The sequence below is a fragment of the Mycobacterium sp. E2327 genome (genome assembly GCF_001672675.1).
Lineage (GTDB): Bacteria > Actinomycetota > Actinomycetes > Mycobacteriales > Mycobacteriaceae > Mycobacterium.
On the sequence record NZ_LZKE01000031.1, the window covers coordinates 39,966 to 56,608 of the forward strand.

Sequence of the window (16,643 nt, forward strand, 5' to 3'; positions counted from 1 at the left end):
TCTATGTCTGGCTGAGCGAAAGGCCCACGTTGACAACAACCTATCCCGAGCCCGCGATCTCGGTTGCGCACAATGTGTACCGGCCCCAAGAGGATTCCCGATTGCTGGTCGACGCAATGCACCACACCGCCCTCATTCCGGGACGACGGGTCCTCGACCTTTGTACGGGTAGCGGATTCGTCGCCATCGCCGCGGCCGAGATGGGCTGTGCCAGCGTGACCGCCTGCGACACCTGCCACCACGCGGTGCGTTGTTCGCGCGGTAACGCCGCCCTGGCCGGTGTGGAAGTGGACGTCCGCCAGGGATCGTGGACCGAAGCCGTCGACTGGGCGCCGTTCGACGTGGTGGTGGCCAATCCTCCTTATGTCCCGGCCCCGCCCGCCGGAGTTGCCGAGCCCGGCCGCGGGATCGCCGGACCCTCGTGGGCCTGGGACGCGGGCCTCGACGGGCGCCTGGTCCTGGATCCGCTGTGCGAGGCGGCGCCAAAATTGTTGTGCGACGGCGGATCCCTGCTGCTGGTGCACTCGGCGCTCGCCGGCGTCCAACAATCCCTGGACCGCTTGAAATGGGCCGGCCTGAGGGCCGAAGTCATCGCGTCCAAGTGGATTCCGTTCGGTCCCGTCATGTCGGCTCGGGCCGAGTGGCTGGAGGAGACCGGTCGGATCCCGCGCGGGCGCCGGGAAGAGGAGCTCGTCGTGATCCGGGCGGACAAGCCATGACCACCACGCGGGTACAGGTGGTCGCCGGAGGGCCCGTGCTGGTATCCGGACCGGTGCGGGTGGAGACCCCCGGTGGCGATGTCGTCGAGTCCGACCGTTTCATGGTGGCGATCTGCACCTGCCGGCGCAGCGATGATTATCCGTTGTGCGACACCAGCCATCGCCGCTGCCGAGGCGTCAAGAAGCAGACGAGCTAGTCCAGGGTCCTGCGCAACGACGTTTGGCCCTGCTTCCACGCCCCGATGAGCTTGTCCGCCAAGCGGTTTTCCACCGCCGCGTGCGCGCGGATTCCGAAGACGACATCGGTTTCCAGGTGCGGTTCCCGTGCCACGAGGTCGCCGACGACGTCGATGCGCACCACCTGTTCATGCACCGCGTCGGCCTCGACGTGCTCGCTGTAGAACTCCACGCAGGCCGGCGGCGCATCCATCCTCTGCAAGGCCTGCACCATTCGCCGCGATCCCGGAGGTGACGTGATCTCCGTCGAGGCGAAATGCCCGATCGCGGCGCCACGCAGCCGACGGTGCAACCCGAATAGCGACATGAGATTCACCACGGCCAACGCCTCGGCGGGGACGGCGTCGAGGTAGCCCAGATAGGTCGCGTCCAGACCGGCCGCCGTCAACAGGTCCGCGAAGAGTTGCTGGTGCAGGCGCGGGCCCTGGCCTGCGCCGTACTCGTCGAACTCCACGGCGACGAAAGCTGCCTTCGCGGTGCCCATCAGCCGCGGGATCGCCCACGCGTGCGGGTCGCCCTCTTTGAGGTGGTACAGCGACCGGTGCACGAAGTACTCGCGCATCTGCTGCCAGGTTCCCGAGTCGCGCAGGAAGTATGACGGCCCGTCACCATCGGCGGGCTCGATGGAGATCGCCTCCATCTCGGCTTGCGCCGTTTGGCCGGGGTCGATGGGACCGACATCGCGCCGCACCCCCGCCAGGAACACGCGTTCCAGTTCCGCGCGCAACCGCAGCAGCGCGGGATTCCACTCCCAGGTGGGGTCGACGCCCGCGAAACCGCGGTAGTGCAGCTCGTAGCACATGCACAAGGCGAGCTGAAGATCCAAGCCGAAGGGGTCGGAGTCCCGCACGGACGCGCCGATGCGGGTGAGGTTGTCGTGTGCGGGGGGTCCGGCCAGCGCACGCTGGACGGCCGTAGACAGCGGTCCGTGCGCCGCAGGCAGGGCGGGCTCGACCGTGATTGATGCGCGAGTCACGCCGATGACTACCCGAGAATCGGGCCAGGCAAACGAAGGCCCGTCAGCCCGGGGGTTCCGAAATTCGGAAGGTGTTCTCGATGGTTGTGCCCTCCGGGCTGTTGCGCACTTCCATCGTGTCGCTGATCGCCCGCATCAACACCAGGCCGCGCCCGCTGTTGCCCGGGTCGGCGGCCGGCGTCTTCCACGAACCGTCGTCGGTCACCCGCGTCCGGATTCGGCCATCGGTCAATTCCGCATCGAGCAGCATCGTTCCGACCCGGTGTCCGCGGTAGGCATGCTCGACGCAGTTGGTGCAGGCTTCGTTGACGACCAGCACGATGTCGGCGGCCAGCGCGTTCGGAACCTCGGCGGCGCGCAGCCACGTGGCCAACCGGTGCCGGATGTCGACCAATTGGTCTGCGACGGCTTCGCTTTCGATGCGCAGCCGCGTCGGCCGATGCCGATATATCACCATGGCGACGTCGTCGTCATACCCCGACGCGGGGGCCAGCGCACGGACGACGGTCTGTGGGACGGCCTCCAGCGGCAGCTTCGTCGTCTCAAGCAAAACGTCTGCGGCGCGGGCGATTCCGATGTCGATCGACTCGTGTTTGCGCTCGACCAGGCCGTCCGTGTACAGCATCAGCGTCGAGCCCGCCGGCAGCACCCGGGATGCCTGCGGCCGCGGTTCCGCCCGGCGCACCGCGAGCGGCACCGAGGCGGCGTCGGTCACCACCGTCGTGGTCGCGGGCCGCGGACCCGCGACCATCGCGGGCATGTGGCCGGCGTTGCTGTATTCCAGGACGCCGGTCTCGGTGTCCAGGATCGCGAGAAAGACCGTGGTGCAGTAGGCATTCGGGATGAGCGACGCCGCCAGGTCGAGCTGTTCGAGCACGAGCGCCGGCTGGGCGCCGTTGATCAACAGCGCGCGCGCCGAACTGCGTAGCTGGCCCATCACCGCGGCCGCCGGCAGGCCGCGGCCAACGCAGTCGCCGACGACGATGCCGATGCGGTTGCCGCCGATCGGCAGCACGTCGTACCAGTCGCCCCCGATTTCCAAGGGCAGGACGGCCGGCTCGTAGCAGACGGCGAAGCCGGCGGGCGGCTGCACCGTGGGTAGCATGGCGCGCTGCAGGGTCAGCGAGGTTTCGCGCGCGCTTTCGAACTGGCGCACGTGCTGCATGGCCAGGCTCAGGTGGCCGATGAGCACCGTGACCAGTAGCCGGTCTTCGGCGCTGATCCAGCGGGGTGTCAGCAGCTCCAGCCAGAGCGCGAGGTCTCCCGTGTTGGACAGCACCGCCACCAATCCCTGTGCCTTGCCGGGATTCTGGGGCCTGTCCACCGTCTTGGCCGTCAGCGGCAGCTGGTGGCGCGCGTCCTGGAACGTGTCGCGCAGCCAGGGATCCAGTTCGCGCCAGGAGGATTCGGCGGGTTCGCCCGCCACCTGAACGGTCGGTTCGCCCCCGCCGGCGGGCCACGAGACGGCGATCACCCGCTTGACGTCGATCGCCGTCCGGCATTCGTCCAGGGTGATCGACAGCAGCTCGGCCATGCTCTTGGCCACGGCCACCGCTGTCGCGAGCCGCAGTACCGCGCTCTCGCGGGCGGCGAACGCGCGCTCCGCGGTGATGTCCCGGATTGTGCCCACGTAGACGTCCCGGTCGCTGCCGGCCTCCTTGACCGCGTTGATGCTGACCATCACCCACGCGAGATGTCCGTCCCGATGCCGAATCGGGGTTTCGTATGCGGCGCTGCCGTTGCTGCGGACCAGCGCCTGCTGCTCACGCGCGGTCTTCCTGTCGACCAGCCACGGGTGGGGCCACCGGTATGGCAGACCGTCGGCGGGATAGCCGAGGATTTCGATGAAGGCGTTGTTCACTTCGACCACCGAGCCCTCGTGGTCGGCGACGAAAAAGCCCTCCTGCAGCGAATTCACCAGCGCCGTACGGAATTTGTCGCGATCGGCAAGCCCCTCGGCCCGGGCCCGCTCTTGCGCGAAGCGCCTGGTTCCGTCGAGGAATCCGCGGGTCGCGACGTCCAGGGGGGCCAGGGTCTGCAACAGGAATTCCAGGGCGACGGGGGCGTCGACTTGGTAGTCCTGACAGGTGTCGAGAACCAGCCGAACGTGGTGCTCGATGATTTCGAGCACGCTGATGTCTTCCTCGAGGGCGCGGCGGCCGAGCTCGTGGCCGACGGTCAGGACGTCCTCGTCGCGGGTGTCCAAGTAGCTGCGCAGTGCGGCGCCGTACTGGGCGTGGAAGTCGTCGTTGCCGCTCATCTCGATGCTCCCCGGTGACGCGCCGCAAGCACCATGGCATCGTCGATCTCCTTGGCGTGCTTTCCCAGGAGTTCTTCGGCGATGTCCACGGCGGTGGCAGCGAAGTCGATGTGATCCAGGTAGTCCTCGGCGATTCCGTCGGTGCTCATCACGAGCAGGTCGCCCGGGCGGATCGGAACCACCTGGGCGGGCCTGATTTCGGGCATGCGGTAGCCGACGATGCCCCCGGTGAGGCGCGCGGTCGATCGGATCTGGACACCGGTCGGCGCCTTGGCCACCAGCTGGGCGGTGACATTGCCGACTCCCGTCCACGTCAGGGTGCGGGCCGCAAAGTCCACCCTGGCCAGGGTCATGGCGACCCCCCTGGTGCCCTCCAGCATGCGGTGGCAGAGCTGGACCAAGACCTCGAGCCGCTCGGAACCCGAGCGCTTGACCGCGTCGACGGCGCGCAGCGCGGCGGACGCGGCCTCCGGACCATGGCCGAGGCCATCCACCACGCCGAACAGGGCGGCGTGACCGTCGATGTCGACGGCGACCCCTCGGTCGCCGGACGTGAACTCACTGGGCATAGGGCGACCCGCCCGTGCCCACTCCATCGGACCCAGCCGGCCATGCTCATGCACGGGCTGGCACCCACTTCCACATCTCGATGACCGTGCCGTGACCAAGTTTCGAATCCACGATCAAGCGGTCCATCAGGCGGCGGGCGCCGGGCAGGCCCATCCCCAGCCCGCGACCGGTGGAGTAGCCGTCCTCCAGCGCGCGCTCGATGTCGGCGATGCCCGGCCCGTCGTCCTCCGCGCGCACCACCAGGGCCGTGCGTCCGTCCCGTTCGGCCACGGCGATCCGGACGGCACCGCGCCCGGCGTAGCTGGTGATGTTGCGGGCTATTTCGGAGATCGCCGTGGCGATCATGGTCACGTCGGTCAGCGAGAAGCCGAGATCGAGAGCGAGCTGGTGTCCGGCCTTGCGGGCGGCGACGATGTCGTCGGAGTTGCGGATGTCGACGACGATGTCACCCGCCACCATCGCGCCCGATCGTCGATTTCCCCACTCCGCCTTGGCGATTCAGCAGCGCGAGGCCCTCTTCGAGATCCAGTGCGGTGTTCATGTCGTCGAACTGCAGGCCCAGTTGCACCATCGCGAAGGCCACTTCCGGTTGCAGGCCCACGATCACGGTGTCCGCGCCGCGCAGCCGGGTCATGTGGGCGATCGTTCGCAGCGAGCGCGCGGCGAACGAGTCCATCACGTCGATGGCGGTGACGTCGACGATGATTCCCTGCGCGCGGAACCGGCTGACCCTTTCCATCAGGTCGAAGCGAAGGCGTTCGGCGTCGGAGTCGGTGAGCGCCGACTGCACCGAAGCGATCAGAATCGCGCCCTGTTTCAGGATCGGTACTGGCATGGGGGGCTCGTGCTAACGGTGGCTATCCGGTCTGCTCGCCGGTACGCGTTACTTCGTAACCGAGCAGCCGTTCGGCTTCTTCGATGCCGCCCTGCAGGTCGCCGACGGCGTTCATCTTGGACAGGTCCAGCCCGATGGTGACGAGCGTCAGCGCGATTTCCGACGACAGGCCCGTGATGATCACGCTGGCGCCCATCAACCCCGACGCGTCGACCGTCTGCACCAGGTGGTTCGCCACCGTGGAGTCGATGGTGGGCACACCGGTGATGTCGATGACGACGACTTTCGCGCGGTTCGCGCGGATCGCCCGCAGCAGCTGTTCGGTGACCTGGCGGGCTCGCTGGCTGTCCAGCACGCCGATGATCGGCAGAATCAGCAGTTGCTCGCGCACCTGCAGCACCGGCGTCGACAGCTCGCGGATGGCCTCCTGCTGCTGGCGGATGATGCGCTCGCGTTCCTGCACGAACGACACGGCCACCGTGTTGGCGATGCGGTTGGCCGCCGGCTCGTACGCGTCGAGGACTCGGTTGAGCATTTCGAAGTCGGTCTGATACTTCTCGAACAGCGACCGGGCCAGCACGTCGCGGAGCAGCAGCACGATGCCGACGACCTCGTCGGTTTCCACGCCCCGGGGGATGATGCGTTCCGACAGGTCGCGCGCGTAATCCTGCAGCGCCTCGACGCTACCGGTCTCGAGCACCTCGACGTAGCTGTCGTACACCGTCGTCGCCTCGGAGAAGATCTCCTCCGGTGTCATGGCGGTGAGCAGCTCGGCCTCGGTGATCCTGCGGGCCCACTCCTCGCGCAGCACGGTGCGGTTCTGGCGCAGGTGCTGGACCAGCTGGGGCAGCAGGCCCTCGCTGACCGTCTGCGCGGCGGTGCTGGTGGTGCCTAAGTCCAACGGCGAATCTGACATCTGGCCTCCCGTGTGCCGCGTCGCGCTCCGCAGTATGCCTATGGGGAGACTAGCCTGGATAATCGCGCCCCAACTGTCGAGGGCATATTCTTCTCGCAGTTCGCATGGCAGGCTAGGCTTGCACCACACTCAAGGCCCGGGACAAAGGATCGCCATTGTCAGCTCCTGATTCGATTACCACGCTGGTTACCGACCACGATGGGGTGTCCGTGGTCAGCGTCAGCGGCGAAATCGATCTGGTCACCGCCCCGGCGCTCGAGCAGGCCATCAGCTCCGTGCTCGCGGACGGTCCGACGGCACTGGTCATCGACCTTTCCGCGGTGGAGTTCCTCGGCTCGGTCGGTTTGAAGATCCTGGCCGCGACGTACGAAAGACTAGGCAAATCCATCGAGTTCGGTGTCGTCGCGCGCGGGCCGGCGACCAGGCGGCCGATCCACCTCACCGGTCTGGACAAGACCTTCCCGCTGTACCCGACGCTGGACGACGCGTTGACCGCCGTCCGGGACGGCAACAGCACCCGCTGACGCGCCTTCGCGGCCCTATTGCATCAGCGAGAAGTTTCGCCAGAAGTTCGCCAGGCTCTCGGTGCCGCCGAAGAGCGTCGTGAAGTTGGTGGAGTCGACCAACACGATGTCGCCGGCCCGATCCCCGTCGGGCGGCATCCAGATCAGGGCATTGAATTCCGTGTTGCCGGTCTCGGTGAAGGGATGTGGCCGCGTGGGGTCGATTCGTTGGCGCCCCAGCACGCGCAGGGCGGCACTTTCCGGCGCCGTCAATTCGTAGTGCGGCAGGTGGGGATGGAAGTTGAAGGTGGTGACTTGGTTTAGCAGGCCGGGCGCGTCGAGGTCGCGGAAGCCCGTCAGCGGCGCGATCTGGCCGTCGGTGGCCGCCGGCCGCAGGCCCCACTTGTTGTAGACGGGTACGTCGAGGGCCTTCATCAGGGAGCGGGTGTATTGGCTGAAGCGCTGTTGGCGGGGGACCAGCGGGTCGCCGTGGTGCAGGAACTCCATCTGGCGCTGTTCCGCGTCGTCGGTGAAGCCGACGTCGTGGTGCGGCGCCAACAGCAGGCAGGTGCCCTCGCGCTGCAGCCAAGCGCGAATCGCCTCGACCTCCTCGGGCCGCGCCTCTTCCTGCCCGAGCACGTGGTCGAGCCCGAAGACCATGAGGGTGTCGGTGTCGGCCAGCACCCGCTCGTCGATCGGTAGGTGATAGCCGGCCTGGTCGATGCGCTGGAAGACCGCGACGGGGTGACCGGTCACCTCGCCGGCCAGTCGCTGGAAGTGCAGCGTCGAGCGGTGGAACAGCTCGAGCGTCCCGGCGATGCCCTGCAGAAAATGGGCGTCGTCCCATTCCGGCGTCTCGTAGTTCGGCCAGGCCACCCGGCGAACCTCGGTCATCGTGGAGAACCGATTGTCCAGCGCGGCGGGATCGCGTTGTGCCTCCCAGGGGTAACTCCAGGTCCAATAGATGCTGATGCGGCGCCGACCCGGGGTGTGCGCTCGGGATACGTGGTTCTGGTTGTAGGTGCGTGCAGGTGGGCTCACGGTGTCCTCGCAAGGTACTTCAGGCCGTTGATGCCGGGAAGGAAGAAGTAGGCGCCGCCCGTGAGGGTGGTGAAGGCCGGCAGCCCCTTGAGAACTTTTCGGATCGGACGCTTCGGAATCTTGTATTCCAGTGTGCCGTCCTGTGTTCCGCAGATCGGGTCGCGTTCGTTGCCGAGCTCGTGAAAGTTGCGATCATTGATCCACACGTTTTGCGCGAACTCGAACTGGCGGACCAGGCTGGCGCAGATGATGAACGCGGCGATGCCCCGGTCCGCGCCGTCGTCGTCGGCGCCCTCGGGAAGCGCCTCGCCGTAGGTGGCGCCGCGGCGGATCATCCGGCGCCGGTTCATGTTGACCGTCGTGTCGCGCGGATTCAGCCGTCGCGCATGGGAACCCAACGGCACCGCGTACCCGAAGGGGTCCATCTCCTTGTAGTTGAAGTCGTTGTTGCGCATGGGGTCCGCGCCGAGTTCGGGGTCGTCGCGCTCGGGCGACAGGACGAGCGGGGCGCCGCTGCGCCACCGTCCCATCAGCTTGGCGGCGAGGAGTTCTTGCCCCTCCGATGTTTGCGCCTGCGACGCCAGGTAATCGCGGAACAGGCCGACATGCTCGCGCAGGCGCCGGTACGCCATGTAGCTGCCGTTGCGCGAGAGTTCCTCGGGCTGCGGCAGCTTGGGGACGACACCCTCCTCGTCGGGGTAGCCGAGGATGAACTCGCCCGGCTTCAGTGGCCCGCCCGATCCGGGTGTCGGCTCCTCTCCGCTTCCCTCGATCACCGGTTGCGACAGCCGGTCCCGGAACCCGAAGTGGTCGTGGGCGTAGTCGAAGGGTGGCGTCGCATTCAAGTCCAGGAAGGACAGCACGCGCACGCCCGGACACCGCGCGACGAGGTCGGCGTGCACCGCGGTGCAACGCCGGCGCTCGGCGTCGTTGCGCGCGAACAGGATCGCGATCGCGTGCAGGTCCTCGCCGGCCAAACCGCCCACCCAGTTGCGCGGGTGGTTGGCTCCGGTGTCGCCCAAGATGTCGGCGCGCGCCGCCATGCCCTCGCGAAACTCGTCCGGGAAGGTGGCCAGCGAATCGTCGGGAACTCCCAACGCCCGCAGCCCATTCCAGGTGAAGGCGAGCGTAACCCACCGGTCGGTGCTGTCCATCGTCCGCCGGACGTCCGACGCCGACTGGGCCTTGTCCACCAGCTCGCTCAGCCACGCTCGTCCGCCCGCCGGGCTGTCGAACGACAAGAATTCGTAGCGCCCCGTCATCGCCGGTGTACGGGTCACGAGGATGTGCTGGATGTTGTCTAACTCAAGCATGCGCCGAGCATTTACTGCATCTGGTCGAGCATGTCGGAGAAGGCGGCCTTGAGGCGCAGCGCCTTTTTGATCTCGTCGGCGGTGACGTAGGGGTACTCCCCGTACTCCAGGAAGCTTGGGAACTGGTGCTCACGTACGAACTTGATGAAGGCGTCCGGGTTGGTCTGCCAATCCTCCGGAAAGCCCTCGAGGTTGGTGAAGACGGTGGTGACGCCGGATTGCGAGAACAGCTTTATCGCGTCCTCGGTGTACTTGTCGAAATCGGTGTCGAAGATCCCTTGGTATTGGAAGTGCAGTCCGAAGCCGACGTCGAAAAGGACCCACCGCAGGTAGTGGAGGCGCAGCGGGGCCAACAGGTCGGGCTGGGACTCGATCGCCGCCTGGATCGTCTTGCCGTATTCGCGGATCACGTCTTCGCGCCCGGGCTTGACCTTGGCGATGATGGAGAAGCCGTAACAGGCGGGCGTCCGTGGAAAGACGGGGCCGTAGCGGCCGCGCTGCAATTCGAAATATCCCTCCGCGGGGATGGCCATCGCGGCGGGTTTGCTCCATTCGTGGTCGATGGTCGGCATCGTGTTCTCCCCGTGGTCGGACCTGTCGGGTTGATTCTTCACCGCGGCCCGGCCCTTCGGAAGGTCGTTGGCCCGCAAATCACTCCCGGTGGGATGATCGGTGTCATGGGTGACGACGTCGATCATCCGGAAGATGACCAGCAGTGGGATCGCAGCCAGCGCGGCGAGACCGAAATCGAACGGCTGGACCGCAATTGGAACAGCCTGCTGCAGGAGCTGCGCGTCGTGCAGACGGGCGTCCAGCTGCTCACCGGCTTCCTGTTGACGCTGCCGTTCCAGCAGCGCTTCGACGTTCTCGCCGAACCCATGCGGATTGTGTACCTGGTGACCGTCGGCTGTTCGGTGGGCGCGACGGTGCTGCTCGTCGCCCCGGTCGGCATTCACCGGCTGCTGTTCCGGCGGCACCGCCTCCAGGTCCTGGTGTCGGCAGCGCACCGATGCGCCTACGCCGGGCTCGGGCTGCTGGGCACCGCCCTGACCGGGGTGACGGTCATCGTTTTCGACTCGGTTGCCGGGCGCAGCGCCGGGCTGATAGCGGGAGCTTGCGCGCTGGCGCTGTTTGCGTTCTTTTGGTGGCTCTTACCGCTCATGCTGCGCACTCGCGGTATGTAGCGCCCCGATCGGGGTGGAGTCCAGATGCTCGAGAAGATCCTGCGGATCCGTGAAAATCGGTGACGCGCCGGCCGACTCCAACTCGGCGCGGGAGATGCCGCCGCTCAAAAGTCCGATGCACGCCAGTCCCGCGGCCCCGGCGGCGTGGGCATCCCACACGGCGTCGCCGACGAACACCGCGTGGTCGGCGTCAACCCCGGCCCGGTCGAGCGCCACCTGCACAATGCCGGGGTCGGGTTTGGCGGTGTCGACGTCGCGCGACGATGTCTTCGCGGTGATGACGTCGTCACAGTCGAGCGTCTTGAGCAGGGTTTTGAGTTCGTCCTCGGGTGCCGAACTGGCCAGCACCACTTGCAGTCCGAGCGCGGCGACGCGCTGCAGCAGCTCCCGGGCGCCGGGCAAGGGGGCCAGCAGCGGGGTGGCCTCGCGGTAGTAGCGGCTGTGGGCGTCGCTGAGCCGGTCCTGCACGTCGTCGGGTGCGTCATTGGACAGCGTGCGCACCAGCGTGTCGCCGTCCATGCCGATGCAGCGGTGGATCTTCCAGGCCGCGACCGGCATGCCTTCGGCGTCGAAGGCGCGCTGCCATGCGTAGACGTGCAGATAGTTGGAATCGACGAGGGTTCCGTCCACGTCGAACAGGACGGCGGGGGGTTTGCGCATTCGCGTGGCATACCCGCGGTGGGGCCGGCTGACACGAGCGTCGTTTGGCCTATGGGGGCGGCGGGTAGCCCTCGACGAGGCTTCGGCACGATTCGCCATGCGAACAGCACTGGTACAAAAGCGTTTTCACGAGGAGAAAATTTGCGAACCCCGAAAAGCGACCCGGTTGACCACCACCGTACTTCTCGCCAGCATGCCGGCGAATCGTTGACGCACGCCGCCAATGCCCCCGGCCTCGCGTCGGCGGCCGTCGCGGTGGTCGCCCTGGTGATCGGGCTGTACGCGTTGGCGACCGGGCACCTCCTGGTCGGTTCGATGGTCGTGCTGCTGGCCGCCGTGTCGGGTGCCGCGGGCGTGGCCTGGCTGTTGCAGACGCACCGTAAGGTGCGCGCGGCCGAAGTGCGCTGGCAGGCAATGCATTCCGACGAGCCCGCACCGCCGCCCAGCAGTTGACCGTCGCCCGGCCGAGCCGCCGCCGAAATGTTTAATTTTCGGTCTGACCGGGCATAAGTGGGCGCATGTTCGACACGTCCGGTCCGCTGCATCCCAGCGTTGGGGGCCGCGTGGCTGCCGCCATCTGGGCGGTCGGTCTGGTGGTTGGCGTTCTTGCGCTGGTCACCGGGCATGCGGGGGCGGCGATTGTGGCGCTGCTCCTCGCCGTCGGGGCGCCCTGGGTTGGCCTGGCTTTCGTTTCGCGGAGCCAGCGCCGAGCCTTCAACGTCGCGTTATTTCTCCATGGCACGACAGCCGACGGCTCCGCGGCGCACGCCAAGACGCCGATCGCCTGCTGAATCGGCCCTCCACGGCCATGGGAGGTGCTCAATTGTCGCCCGCGCAATTTTTTGAGCCGATTAGGTGTTATCGACACGTGATCGGGGTACCGACTCAGCCACGGGTGAGTACAGGCAAGTGCGTCAACCCGTCGTCCAGCAGGGAGGAACAGCCATGACGACCACCAGCGATTACGACGCACGCCGCATACCCGACGCCGAGACCCAGGATGCGTCCGCACTACGCGAACTCGCGGCCACCGGTACACCCACCGCGGTTGTCGACGAGGACCCAAACGATGTGGTCTTCTTCGAGCTGCCGGGGGCGGATCTTTCCGGCGAGGAATTGTCGGTGACCGTGATACCCCAGCAGTCCGACGAGTTCACGTGTTCGAGCTGCTTTCTAGTGCAGCACCGCAGCCGGTTGCGCCCCTCGAGCTCGGGTCTTCCGGTCTGCGCAGACTGCGCGTAACGCCGTCGCGGGCGGCCTTGACCATCTAGGCCCGCCGTGTTTCGGTCGTCAGCGTGGCCTTGAGCCGTCCGCCCGGCCTACCGGCTCCACACATACTTCGGCCGCTGTTCGCCGCGGCGTACGCGGCCGCCTATCTTGTCGGCGGCGAGCGGCGGATGCTGCGGGTGATCCGCCGATACGGACCGATCATGACCATGCCCGTGCTCAGCCTGGGCGACGTGGCGATCGTGTCCGACCCCGAACTGGCCAAGCAGGTCTTCACCGCCCCGCCGGACGTGCTGCTCGGCGGTGCGGGCGTCGGACCGGCGGCTGCCATCTACGGCTCCGGGTCGATGTTCGTGCAGGAGGAACCGGAGCATCTGCGCCGGCGCAAGCTCTTGACGCCCCCGCTGCACGGCGCGGCGCTGAGCAGTTACGTACCGATCATGCAGAACTGCGCCCGCGCGGCGATGCACAGCTGGCCCGTTGACCGCCCGTTCGAAATGCTGAAGGCGGCGCGCGCGCTGACGCTGGACGTGATCGTCAGGGTCACCTTCGGCGTCGATGATCCCGAAGAGGTCCGCCGGCTCGGCCGGCCCTTCGAGCGCCTGCTAAACCTCGGTGTCTCGGAGCAGTTGACCGTCCGCTACGCGCTTCGTCACCTCGGTGCGTTGCGGGTGTGGCCGCAGCGGGCGCGGGCCAACGACGAGATCGACGGCGTCGTGATGCCGCTCATCGCACGACGGCGCGAAAACCCCCGCCTGGACGAACAGCCCGACATTCTCTCGCTGCTGATGTGCGCACGCGGCGACGACGGGAAACGGCTGTCCGACAGCGAGATTCGCGACGACCTGATCACCCTGATGTTGGCGGGTCACGAGACCACCGCGACGACGCTGGCCTGGGTCTTCGACCTGCTGCTGCACCACCTCGACGCGCTACGACGGGTACAGACCGAAGCCCTGAGCGGTGAGGAAGCCTTTACGACCGCGGTGATCCACGAGACGCTGCGGGTCCGGCCGCCGGCGCCCTTCACGGCACGCGTTGCGGCACAGCCGTTTCCGATCGGTGGCTATGTCGTGAAGGCGGGCACCCGGATCGTCGTCCACATCATCGCGATCAACCGCAACCCGCATACCTACGAGCACCCCAACGAGTTCCGTCCGGAGAGATTCCTCGGCACCCGACCCGAGACCTACGCGTGGGTGCCGTTCGGGGGCGGCGTCAAACGGTGTCTGGGGGCCGCATTCACGATGCGTGAGCTCATCACCGTGCTGCACACGCTGCTGCGCGAGGGGGAGTTCAGCGCCGTCGACGAGGGGCCGGAGCGGATCGTGCGGCGCTCCATCATGCTCGCACCGCGCAACGGCACCAGGGTTCGGTTCCGTCCTCTCGAGCCACGTCGTGCGTGCCCCGACCCCTAGGTTGCCGCAGCCAGCCGCTCAAAGCTGCCTCGGGATTTTGGCTTGTCGGCGCCCTTTCCAAGGTCCGGGACTCATACACTTGGCTCCGGACGGATCGGGGCGGTTTCTCCAATTCTTTTGGGGCGGGGGACGATGAGATGACGTTGGCAGCCGTGCAAGGTGCCGCATCCGCTACGCCGTGGTGGCTTCCACTGTTCACGGCCGGGGCCGGACTCGTGGGTACCCTGCTGGGCGGCTATCGGAAGCGGGCGTAATCGTCGCCGAGATGCGTTTGCTGCTACCGAATCACATCGCAAGGCTGGCAGGATTGGCCGCTTCCGTGAACTTCACTCAACAGCTCTACGCGGCCCTTCCGATGGCCAACCGAATACAGCCGAGCGATGTCAGCGCCGTAATGAACCGATTTATCAACGCGGTCCGGGCGGAGCTTGGCATGGATGAGTTCCTGCCATTGAAGGTCAGGCTGGAGGATCTCGAGCAGAGGATAGGCGCGGCCGTCGACCCGGCGGGGGCCGACATCACCTCCTGATAGCTAGCCTGCGCCGAATTGTCATAGCTATCCGATACTTTCGTCGCACGAGTCCACGCAGCCAATCCGAGGAGCAATGGAGATAATCGCCGGGTCCTTGCTGCTGTTGGGATTCGCCGTCCCCTGGTATTTCGCCCAGCACGCCACCGGTAGCGTCCCGGCGGGATTTTCGGCCGGTCTGGGCGGCCTCGCCCTGACCGTCCTCGCCCTGCTGTGGCTGGGTGGTCGACGGGACCGCTACAGCGTCGGGCGCCAGCGACGGCGTGACCTGCGATACGCCGCGTCGGACCTGGCGGCCATCGACCAGATGTCGGGCGTCGAGTTCGAGGAATTCGTTGCGGCACAGCTTCGGACGGTGGGATGGAGCGTCGCGCACACCGCCAGCACGGGCGATTACGGTGTGGATCTGATCGCGAAGCGGGACGGCGCGTGCATGGCGGTCCAATGCAAAAGGCAGGCGAAGGCCGTCGGGGTGGCCGCCGTCCAGCAAGTGGTGGCCGGGGCCCTGCACCACCGGTGCAACCAGACGGTGGTGGTGACCAATCAGGGCTTCACGAAGGCCGCCCGCCAGTTGGCGACCACCCACCGTTGCCGTCTCGTCGGGCGCGAGCAGGTGCAGATCTGGGCCCGGGCCGATCGTCGGCGGGTCCAACCCGAACTGGGTTAGCCGCCGCGTGCCATGATCTGCGCCGCCTGTTATCGGCTACTTGGGCGCGATACGGCCGTTGACCGCGGCGGTGGGTTGGGTATTGAGGACCTCGCGAGGATCAGCCGGAACTGCCCGGCCGTCGACGTCCTCGTTTGCAGGCGGTCGCGTCGTGTCCTCCTTGGTTTCGGGGAGGGCGTCCCAATACCAGAAGTCCGGCCCAGGCACCGAAGCGGAAATGAACAAGAAAATTACGAGCGGGAAGAACATGCCCAAGACAACCGCAAAGAATGCCGCTACGCCGCCGGGCACAGAATTGTTGGAAATGAGACTGGCGTGCAAAGGCGCTACCAAGGCCATGCCGGCCGTCAACACCACTACGCAGATGACGGGTCCTCGTCGCAAAAGTCGCGCTACCTTGGACTCGTCGCGGTCGTCCCACTTTCCATCAATTCTTTTGCGTCGAACACGGTAATAGCCTGCGGTCCGGACGTAGATTATCCGGGCGTCAAGAGCCATGCTCAACCCAAATGTCCACCAAGCTACGGCCTTCAAGGAACTCGGCGCATGGACGCCAAGGCCGCCCATCAGGTCGTAATAACCGAGCGAACCCCGCGTCAACAGCAGCGATACCGTGGCAATGGCGACGAACACGAGGAAGTTGCCCAGATGTATCAGGGTTCTGCGGTCCTGAGCGCCGTTTTCCTGGGCGTTCCGGCCAATGTTTCCGTCCACCGCGTGAGCCATCATCCAGACCAGTCCGGCGACCGCGACGACGAAGCCCACGCCCAGCATGCCGTTTGCGGTCGTTCCCTGCGTCCAGCCGGTGCTGCAAGCGACTTTTGCCGAGCCCTGTATGACCTGGTCGCCGGATTTAGCCGGGGCTTGCGCCGTGATACCGACAAACTGATTGCAAGCCAGTGCCAGAACCAGCAACCCTGGCGCAAATAGCGCGACCGCGTGCAGGATTTTGTCCTCTCTCCGTTCTCTGCCCAGCAAGAAGGCGATCGCGGAGATCATGAAGCCGGTCAGCAGAGCGGCAAAGCCCGCGTCGGCCGGAGCGGCGGCAATAAAACTCACCAGGACGTTGTCGCCCCGACAGTGCTCGTCAAAATTCATTACGCCATCCCTTCGTGCTCAGATGGCTGCTCGCAGTCGCCGCGCGGTCAGATCGTGGGCACTAGCGGGCCGGCCAATTCCGTGACGGTTCCAGCAGTCGCCGACCTGACTAATACTTCAGCTACGTATGGGGGGCCGATAGCGTAGTCAGCTACTCGGGTTCACGAAATTGAGCGCCGCTCCGTGATTCCTACGCGCAGGCCGTCGATGATCGCCGCCGGTGATATCGCGTTCGCGAATCGACTGGTGGTCCCGGCGCGACGCCGGACGGCAATAACAGTCGGGGTGGCGGGATTTGAACCCACGGCCTCTTCGTCCCGAACGAAGCGCGCTACCAAGCTGCGCCACACCCCGCTTGAAGCTTCGACAGCCTATCGCACCGGCACGCCGCCTGACGAAACCGCTGGCTATGGGCTAGTGTCGTGAGTCGTTAATTCGTCGACAGTAGTTTGCGACGGACTCCAGGATTTGGTCGGCGGTCTTGGTCCAG

The 16,643-nt window shown here is 66.5% G+C and carries 21 protein-coding genes and 1 tRNA gene; 10 read left to right on the top strand and 12 right to left on the bottom strand.

Features of this window, described 5'->3' with window-relative positions; genetic code table 11:
* Window positions 1-29: 29 nt before the first annotated feature.
* Together A5712_RS04310 and A5712_RS04315 are read left to right on the top strand one after the other, a co-directional pair.
* Complete coding sequence (locus A5712_RS04310; RefSeq protein WP_068101866.1) at window positions 30-719, top strand: HemK2/MTQ2 family protein methyltransferase; 690 nt, start codon at window positions 30-32, stop codon at window positions 717-719.
* Window positions 716-916, top strand: coding sequence for a CDGSH iron-sulfur domain-containing protein (locus tag A5712_RS04315; protein ID WP_068101821.1), 201 nt, complete (start codon window positions 716-718; stop codon window positions 914-916). The genes A5712_RS04310 and A5712_RS04315 overlap by 4 nt, the downstream gene beginning before the upstream one ends.
* Here A5712_RS04315 and A5712_RS04320 read toward each other — a convergent pair.
* From A5712_RS04320 to A5712_RS04345, 6 genes are read right to left on the bottom strand one after another with little or no spacing between them, the layout of a single operon-like run.
* Window positions 913-1,932 (bottom strand): iron-containing redox enzyme family protein, encoded by a 1,020-nt coding sequence (locus A5712_RS04320; protein ID WP_068101823.1) that lies wholly within the window; start codon window positions 1,930-1,932, stop codon window positions 913-915. The genes A5712_RS04315 and A5712_RS04320 overlap by 4 nt on opposite strands.
* Window positions 1,933-1,975: 43 nt before the next feature.
* A complete protein-coding gene (locus A5712_RS04325; RefSeq protein WP_068101826.1) occupies window positions 1,976-4,192 on the bottom strand; it encodes a SpoIIE family protein phosphatase in 2,217 nt (738 codons plus the stop codon).
* The gene (locus A5712_RS04330; RefSeq protein ID WP_082973261.1) at window positions 4,189-4,761 is read right to left on the bottom strand and encodes a SpoIIE family protein phosphatase; all 573 of its coding nucleotides are present in this window, start codon (window positions 4,759-4,761) and stop codon (window positions 4,189-4,191) included. The genes A5712_RS04325 and A5712_RS04330 overlap by 4 nt, the downstream gene beginning before the upstream one ends.
* 46 nt (window positions 4,762-4,807) lie before the next feature.
* Window positions 4,808-5,218, bottom strand: coding sequence for an anti-sigma regulatory factor (locus tag A5712_RS04335; RefSeq protein ID WP_068101868.1), 411 nt, complete (start codon window positions 5,216-5,218; stop codon window positions 4,808-4,810).
* Entirely contained in the window at window positions 5,208-5,597 is a 390-nt protein-coding gene (locus A5712_RS04340; RefSeq protein ID WP_067157499.1) for an STAS domain-containing protein, read from the bottom strand. Before A5712_RS04340 ends, A5712_RS04335 begins: the two co-directional genes overlap by 11 nt.
* Before the next feature lie 22 nt (window positions 5,598-5,619).
* Window positions 5,620-6,513 (bottom strand): STAS domain-containing protein, encoded by an 894-nt coding sequence (locus tag A5712_RS04345; protein ID WP_068101831.1) that lies wholly within the window; start codon window positions 6,511-6,513, stop codon window positions 5,620-5,622.
* A gap of 155 nt (window positions 6,514-6,668) precedes the next feature.
* Between A5712_RS04345 and A5712_RS04350 the strand changes: the two genes are divergently transcribed.
* Window positions 6,669-7,037 (top strand): STAS domain-containing protein, encoded by a 369-nt coding sequence (locus tag A5712_RS04350; protein WP_231981968.1) that lies wholly within the window; start codon window positions 6,669-6,671, stop codon window positions 7,035-7,037.
* A gap of 15 nt (window positions 7,038-7,052) precedes the next feature.
* On the opposite strand, the gene A5712_RS04355 is transcribed toward A5712_RS04350, so the two are convergent.
* Genes A5712_RS04355 through A5712_RS04365 form a run of 3 tightly spaced genes read right to left on the bottom strand, consistent with a single transcriptional unit; the run spans window position 7,053 to window position 9,942 of the window.
* Window positions 7,053-8,057: a hypothetical protein gene (locus A5712_RS04355; RefSeq protein ID WP_068101833.1), complete on the bottom strand. Its 1,005-nt coding sequence runs from the start codon at window positions 8,055-8,057 to the stop codon at window positions 7,053-7,055.
* Window positions 8,054-9,370: a peroxidase gene (locus A5712_RS04360; RefSeq protein WP_068101836.1), complete on the bottom strand. Its 1,317-nt coding sequence runs from the start codon at window positions 9,368-9,370 to the stop codon at window positions 8,054-8,056. The genes A5712_RS04355 and A5712_RS04360 overlap by 4 nt, the downstream gene beginning before the upstream one ends.
* Window positions 9,371-9,381: 11 nt before the next feature.
* Window positions 9,382-9,942: a hypothetical protein gene (locus A5712_RS04365; RefSeq protein WP_068101872.1), complete on the bottom strand. Its 561-nt coding sequence runs from the start codon at window positions 9,940-9,942 to the stop codon at window positions 9,382-9,384.
* Between the two features lie 105 nt (window positions 9,943-10,047).
* Between A5712_RS04365 and A5712_RS04370 the strand changes: the two genes are divergently transcribed.
* Window positions 10,048-10,554: a DUF6328 family protein gene (locus tag A5712_RS04370; protein ID WP_068101874.1), complete on the top strand. Its 507-nt coding sequence runs from the start codon at window positions 10,048-10,050 to the stop codon at window positions 10,552-10,554.
* On the opposite strand, the gene A5712_RS04375 is transcribed toward A5712_RS04370, so the two are convergent.
* Window positions 10,522-11,214 carry an HAD family hydrolase gene (locus tag A5712_RS04375; protein WP_068101839.1) on the bottom strand — a complete coding sequence of 231 codons (693 nt, stop codon included), beginning with the start codon at window positions 11,212-11,214 and terminating at the stop codon, window positions 10,522-10,524. The genes A5712_RS04370 and A5712_RS04375 overlap by 33 nt on opposite strands.
* A 141-nt stretch (window positions 11,215-11,355) precedes the next feature.
* Here A5712_RS04375 and A5712_RS04380 point away from each other — a divergent pair, with 141 nt between their 5' ends.
* From A5712_RS04380 to A5712_RS04405, 6 genes are all read left to right on the top strand, one after another.
* On the top strand, window positions 11,356-11,667 hold the full coding sequence (locus A5712_RS04380) for a hypothetical protein (RefSeq protein WP_068101842.1): 312 nt from the start codon (window positions 11,356-11,358) through the stop codon (window positions 11,665-11,667).
* Window positions 11,668-11,732: 65 nt separating this feature from the next.
* Entirely contained in the window at window positions 11,733-12,005 is a 273-nt protein-coding gene (locus A5712_RS04385; RefSeq protein WP_068101845.1) for a hypothetical protein, read from the top strand.
* Between the two features lie 154 nt (window positions 12,006-12,159).
* Window positions 12,160-12,456, top strand: a complete 297-nt coding sequence (locus A5712_RS04390; RefSeq protein ID WP_068101848.1) for a DUF4193 domain-containing protein — start codon at window positions 12,160-12,162, stop codon at window positions 12,454-12,456.
* 53 nt (window positions 12,457-12,509) lie between these two features.
* Window positions 12,510-13,859, top strand: coding sequence for a cytochrome P450 (locus tag A5712_RS04395; RefSeq protein WP_197519290.1), 1,350 nt, complete (start codon window positions 12,510-12,512; stop codon window positions 13,857-13,859).
* A 265-nt stretch (window positions 13,860-14,124) separates the two neighbouring features.
* Window positions 14,125-14,388 (top strand): hypothetical protein, encoded by a 264-nt coding sequence (locus A5712_RS04400; RefSeq protein WP_068101852.1) that lies wholly within the window; start codon window positions 14,125-14,127, stop codon window positions 14,386-14,388.
* 76 nt (window positions 14,389-14,464) lie between these two features.
* Window positions 14,465-15,055 (top strand): restriction endonuclease, encoded by a 591-nt coding sequence (locus tag A5712_RS04405; protein WP_068101855.1) that lies wholly within the window; start codon window positions 14,465-14,467, stop codon window positions 15,053-15,055.
* 36 nt (window positions 15,056-15,091) lie between these two features.
* Here A5712_RS04405 and A5712_RS04410 read toward each other — a convergent pair whose 3' ends face one another.
* Together A5712_RS04410 and A5712_RS04415 are read right to left on the bottom strand one after the other, a co-directional pair.
* Window positions 15,092-16,153 carry a hypothetical protein gene (locus tag A5712_RS04410; RefSeq protein WP_068101858.1) on the bottom strand — a complete coding sequence of 354 codons (1,062 nt, stop codon included), beginning with the start codon at window positions 16,151-16,153 and terminating at the stop codon, window positions 15,092-15,094.
* 280 nt (window positions 16,154-16,433) lie between these two features.
* Window positions 16,434-16,507: transfer RNA gene (locus A5712_RS04415), tRNA-Pro, on the bottom strand.
* Window positions 16,508-16,643 lie beyond the last annotated feature (136 nt).

Coding starts and splice junctions, on each gene's coding strand:
- A5712_RS04315 (WP_068101821.1), top strand. CDS start 716: ATGACCACCACGCGGGTACAGGTGGTCGCCGGAGGGCCCGTGCTGGTA.
- A5712_RS04325 (WP_068101826.1), bottom strand. CDS start 4,192: ATGAGCGGCAACGACGACTTCCACGCCCAGTACGGCGCCGCACTGCGC.
- A5712_RS04330 (WP_082973261.1), bottom strand. CDS start 4,761: ATGCCCAGTGAGTTCACGTCCGGCGACCGAGGGGTCGCCGTCGACATC.
- A5712_RS04340 (WP_067157499.1), bottom strand. CDS start 5,597: ATGCCAGTACCGATCCTGAAACAGGGCGCGATTCTGATCGCTTCGGTG.
- A5712_RS04345 (WP_068101831.1), bottom strand. CDS start 6,513: ATGTCAGATTCGCCGTTGGACTTAGGCACCACCAGCACCGCCGCGCAG.
- A5712_RS04360 (WP_068101836.1), bottom strand. CDS start 9,370: ATGCTTGAGTTAGACAACATCCAGCACATCCTCGTGACCCGTACACCG.
- A5712_RS04365 (WP_068101872.1), bottom strand. CDS start 9,942: ATGCCGACCATCGACCACGAATGGAGCAAACCCGCCGCGATGGCCATC.
- A5712_RS04370 (WP_068101874.1), top strand. CDS start 10,048: ATGGGTGACGACGTCGATCATCCGGAAGATGACCAGCAGTGGGATCGC.
- A5712_RS04375 (WP_068101839.1), bottom strand. CDS start 11,214: ATGCGCAAACCCCCCGCCGTCCTGTTCGACGTGGACGGAACCCTCGTC.
- A5712_RS04385 (WP_068101845.1), top strand. CDS start 11,733: ATGTTCGACACGTCCGGTCCGCTGCATCCCAGCGTTGGGGGCCGCGTG.
- A5712_RS04390 (WP_068101848.1), top strand. CDS start 12,160: ATGACGACCACCAGCGATTACGACGCACGCCGCATACCCGACGCCGAG.
- A5712_RS04400 (WP_068101852.1), top strand. CDS start 14,125: ATGCGTTTGCTGCTACCGAATCACATCGCAAGGCTGGCAGGATTGGCC.
- A5712_RS04405 (WP_068101855.1), top strand. CDS start 14,465: ATGGAGATAATCGCCGGGTCCTTGCTGCTGTTGGGATTCGCCGTCCCC.
- A5712_RS04410 (WP_068101858.1), bottom strand. CDS start 16,153: ATGAATTTTGACGAGCACTGTCGGGGCGACAACGTCCTGGTGAGTTTT.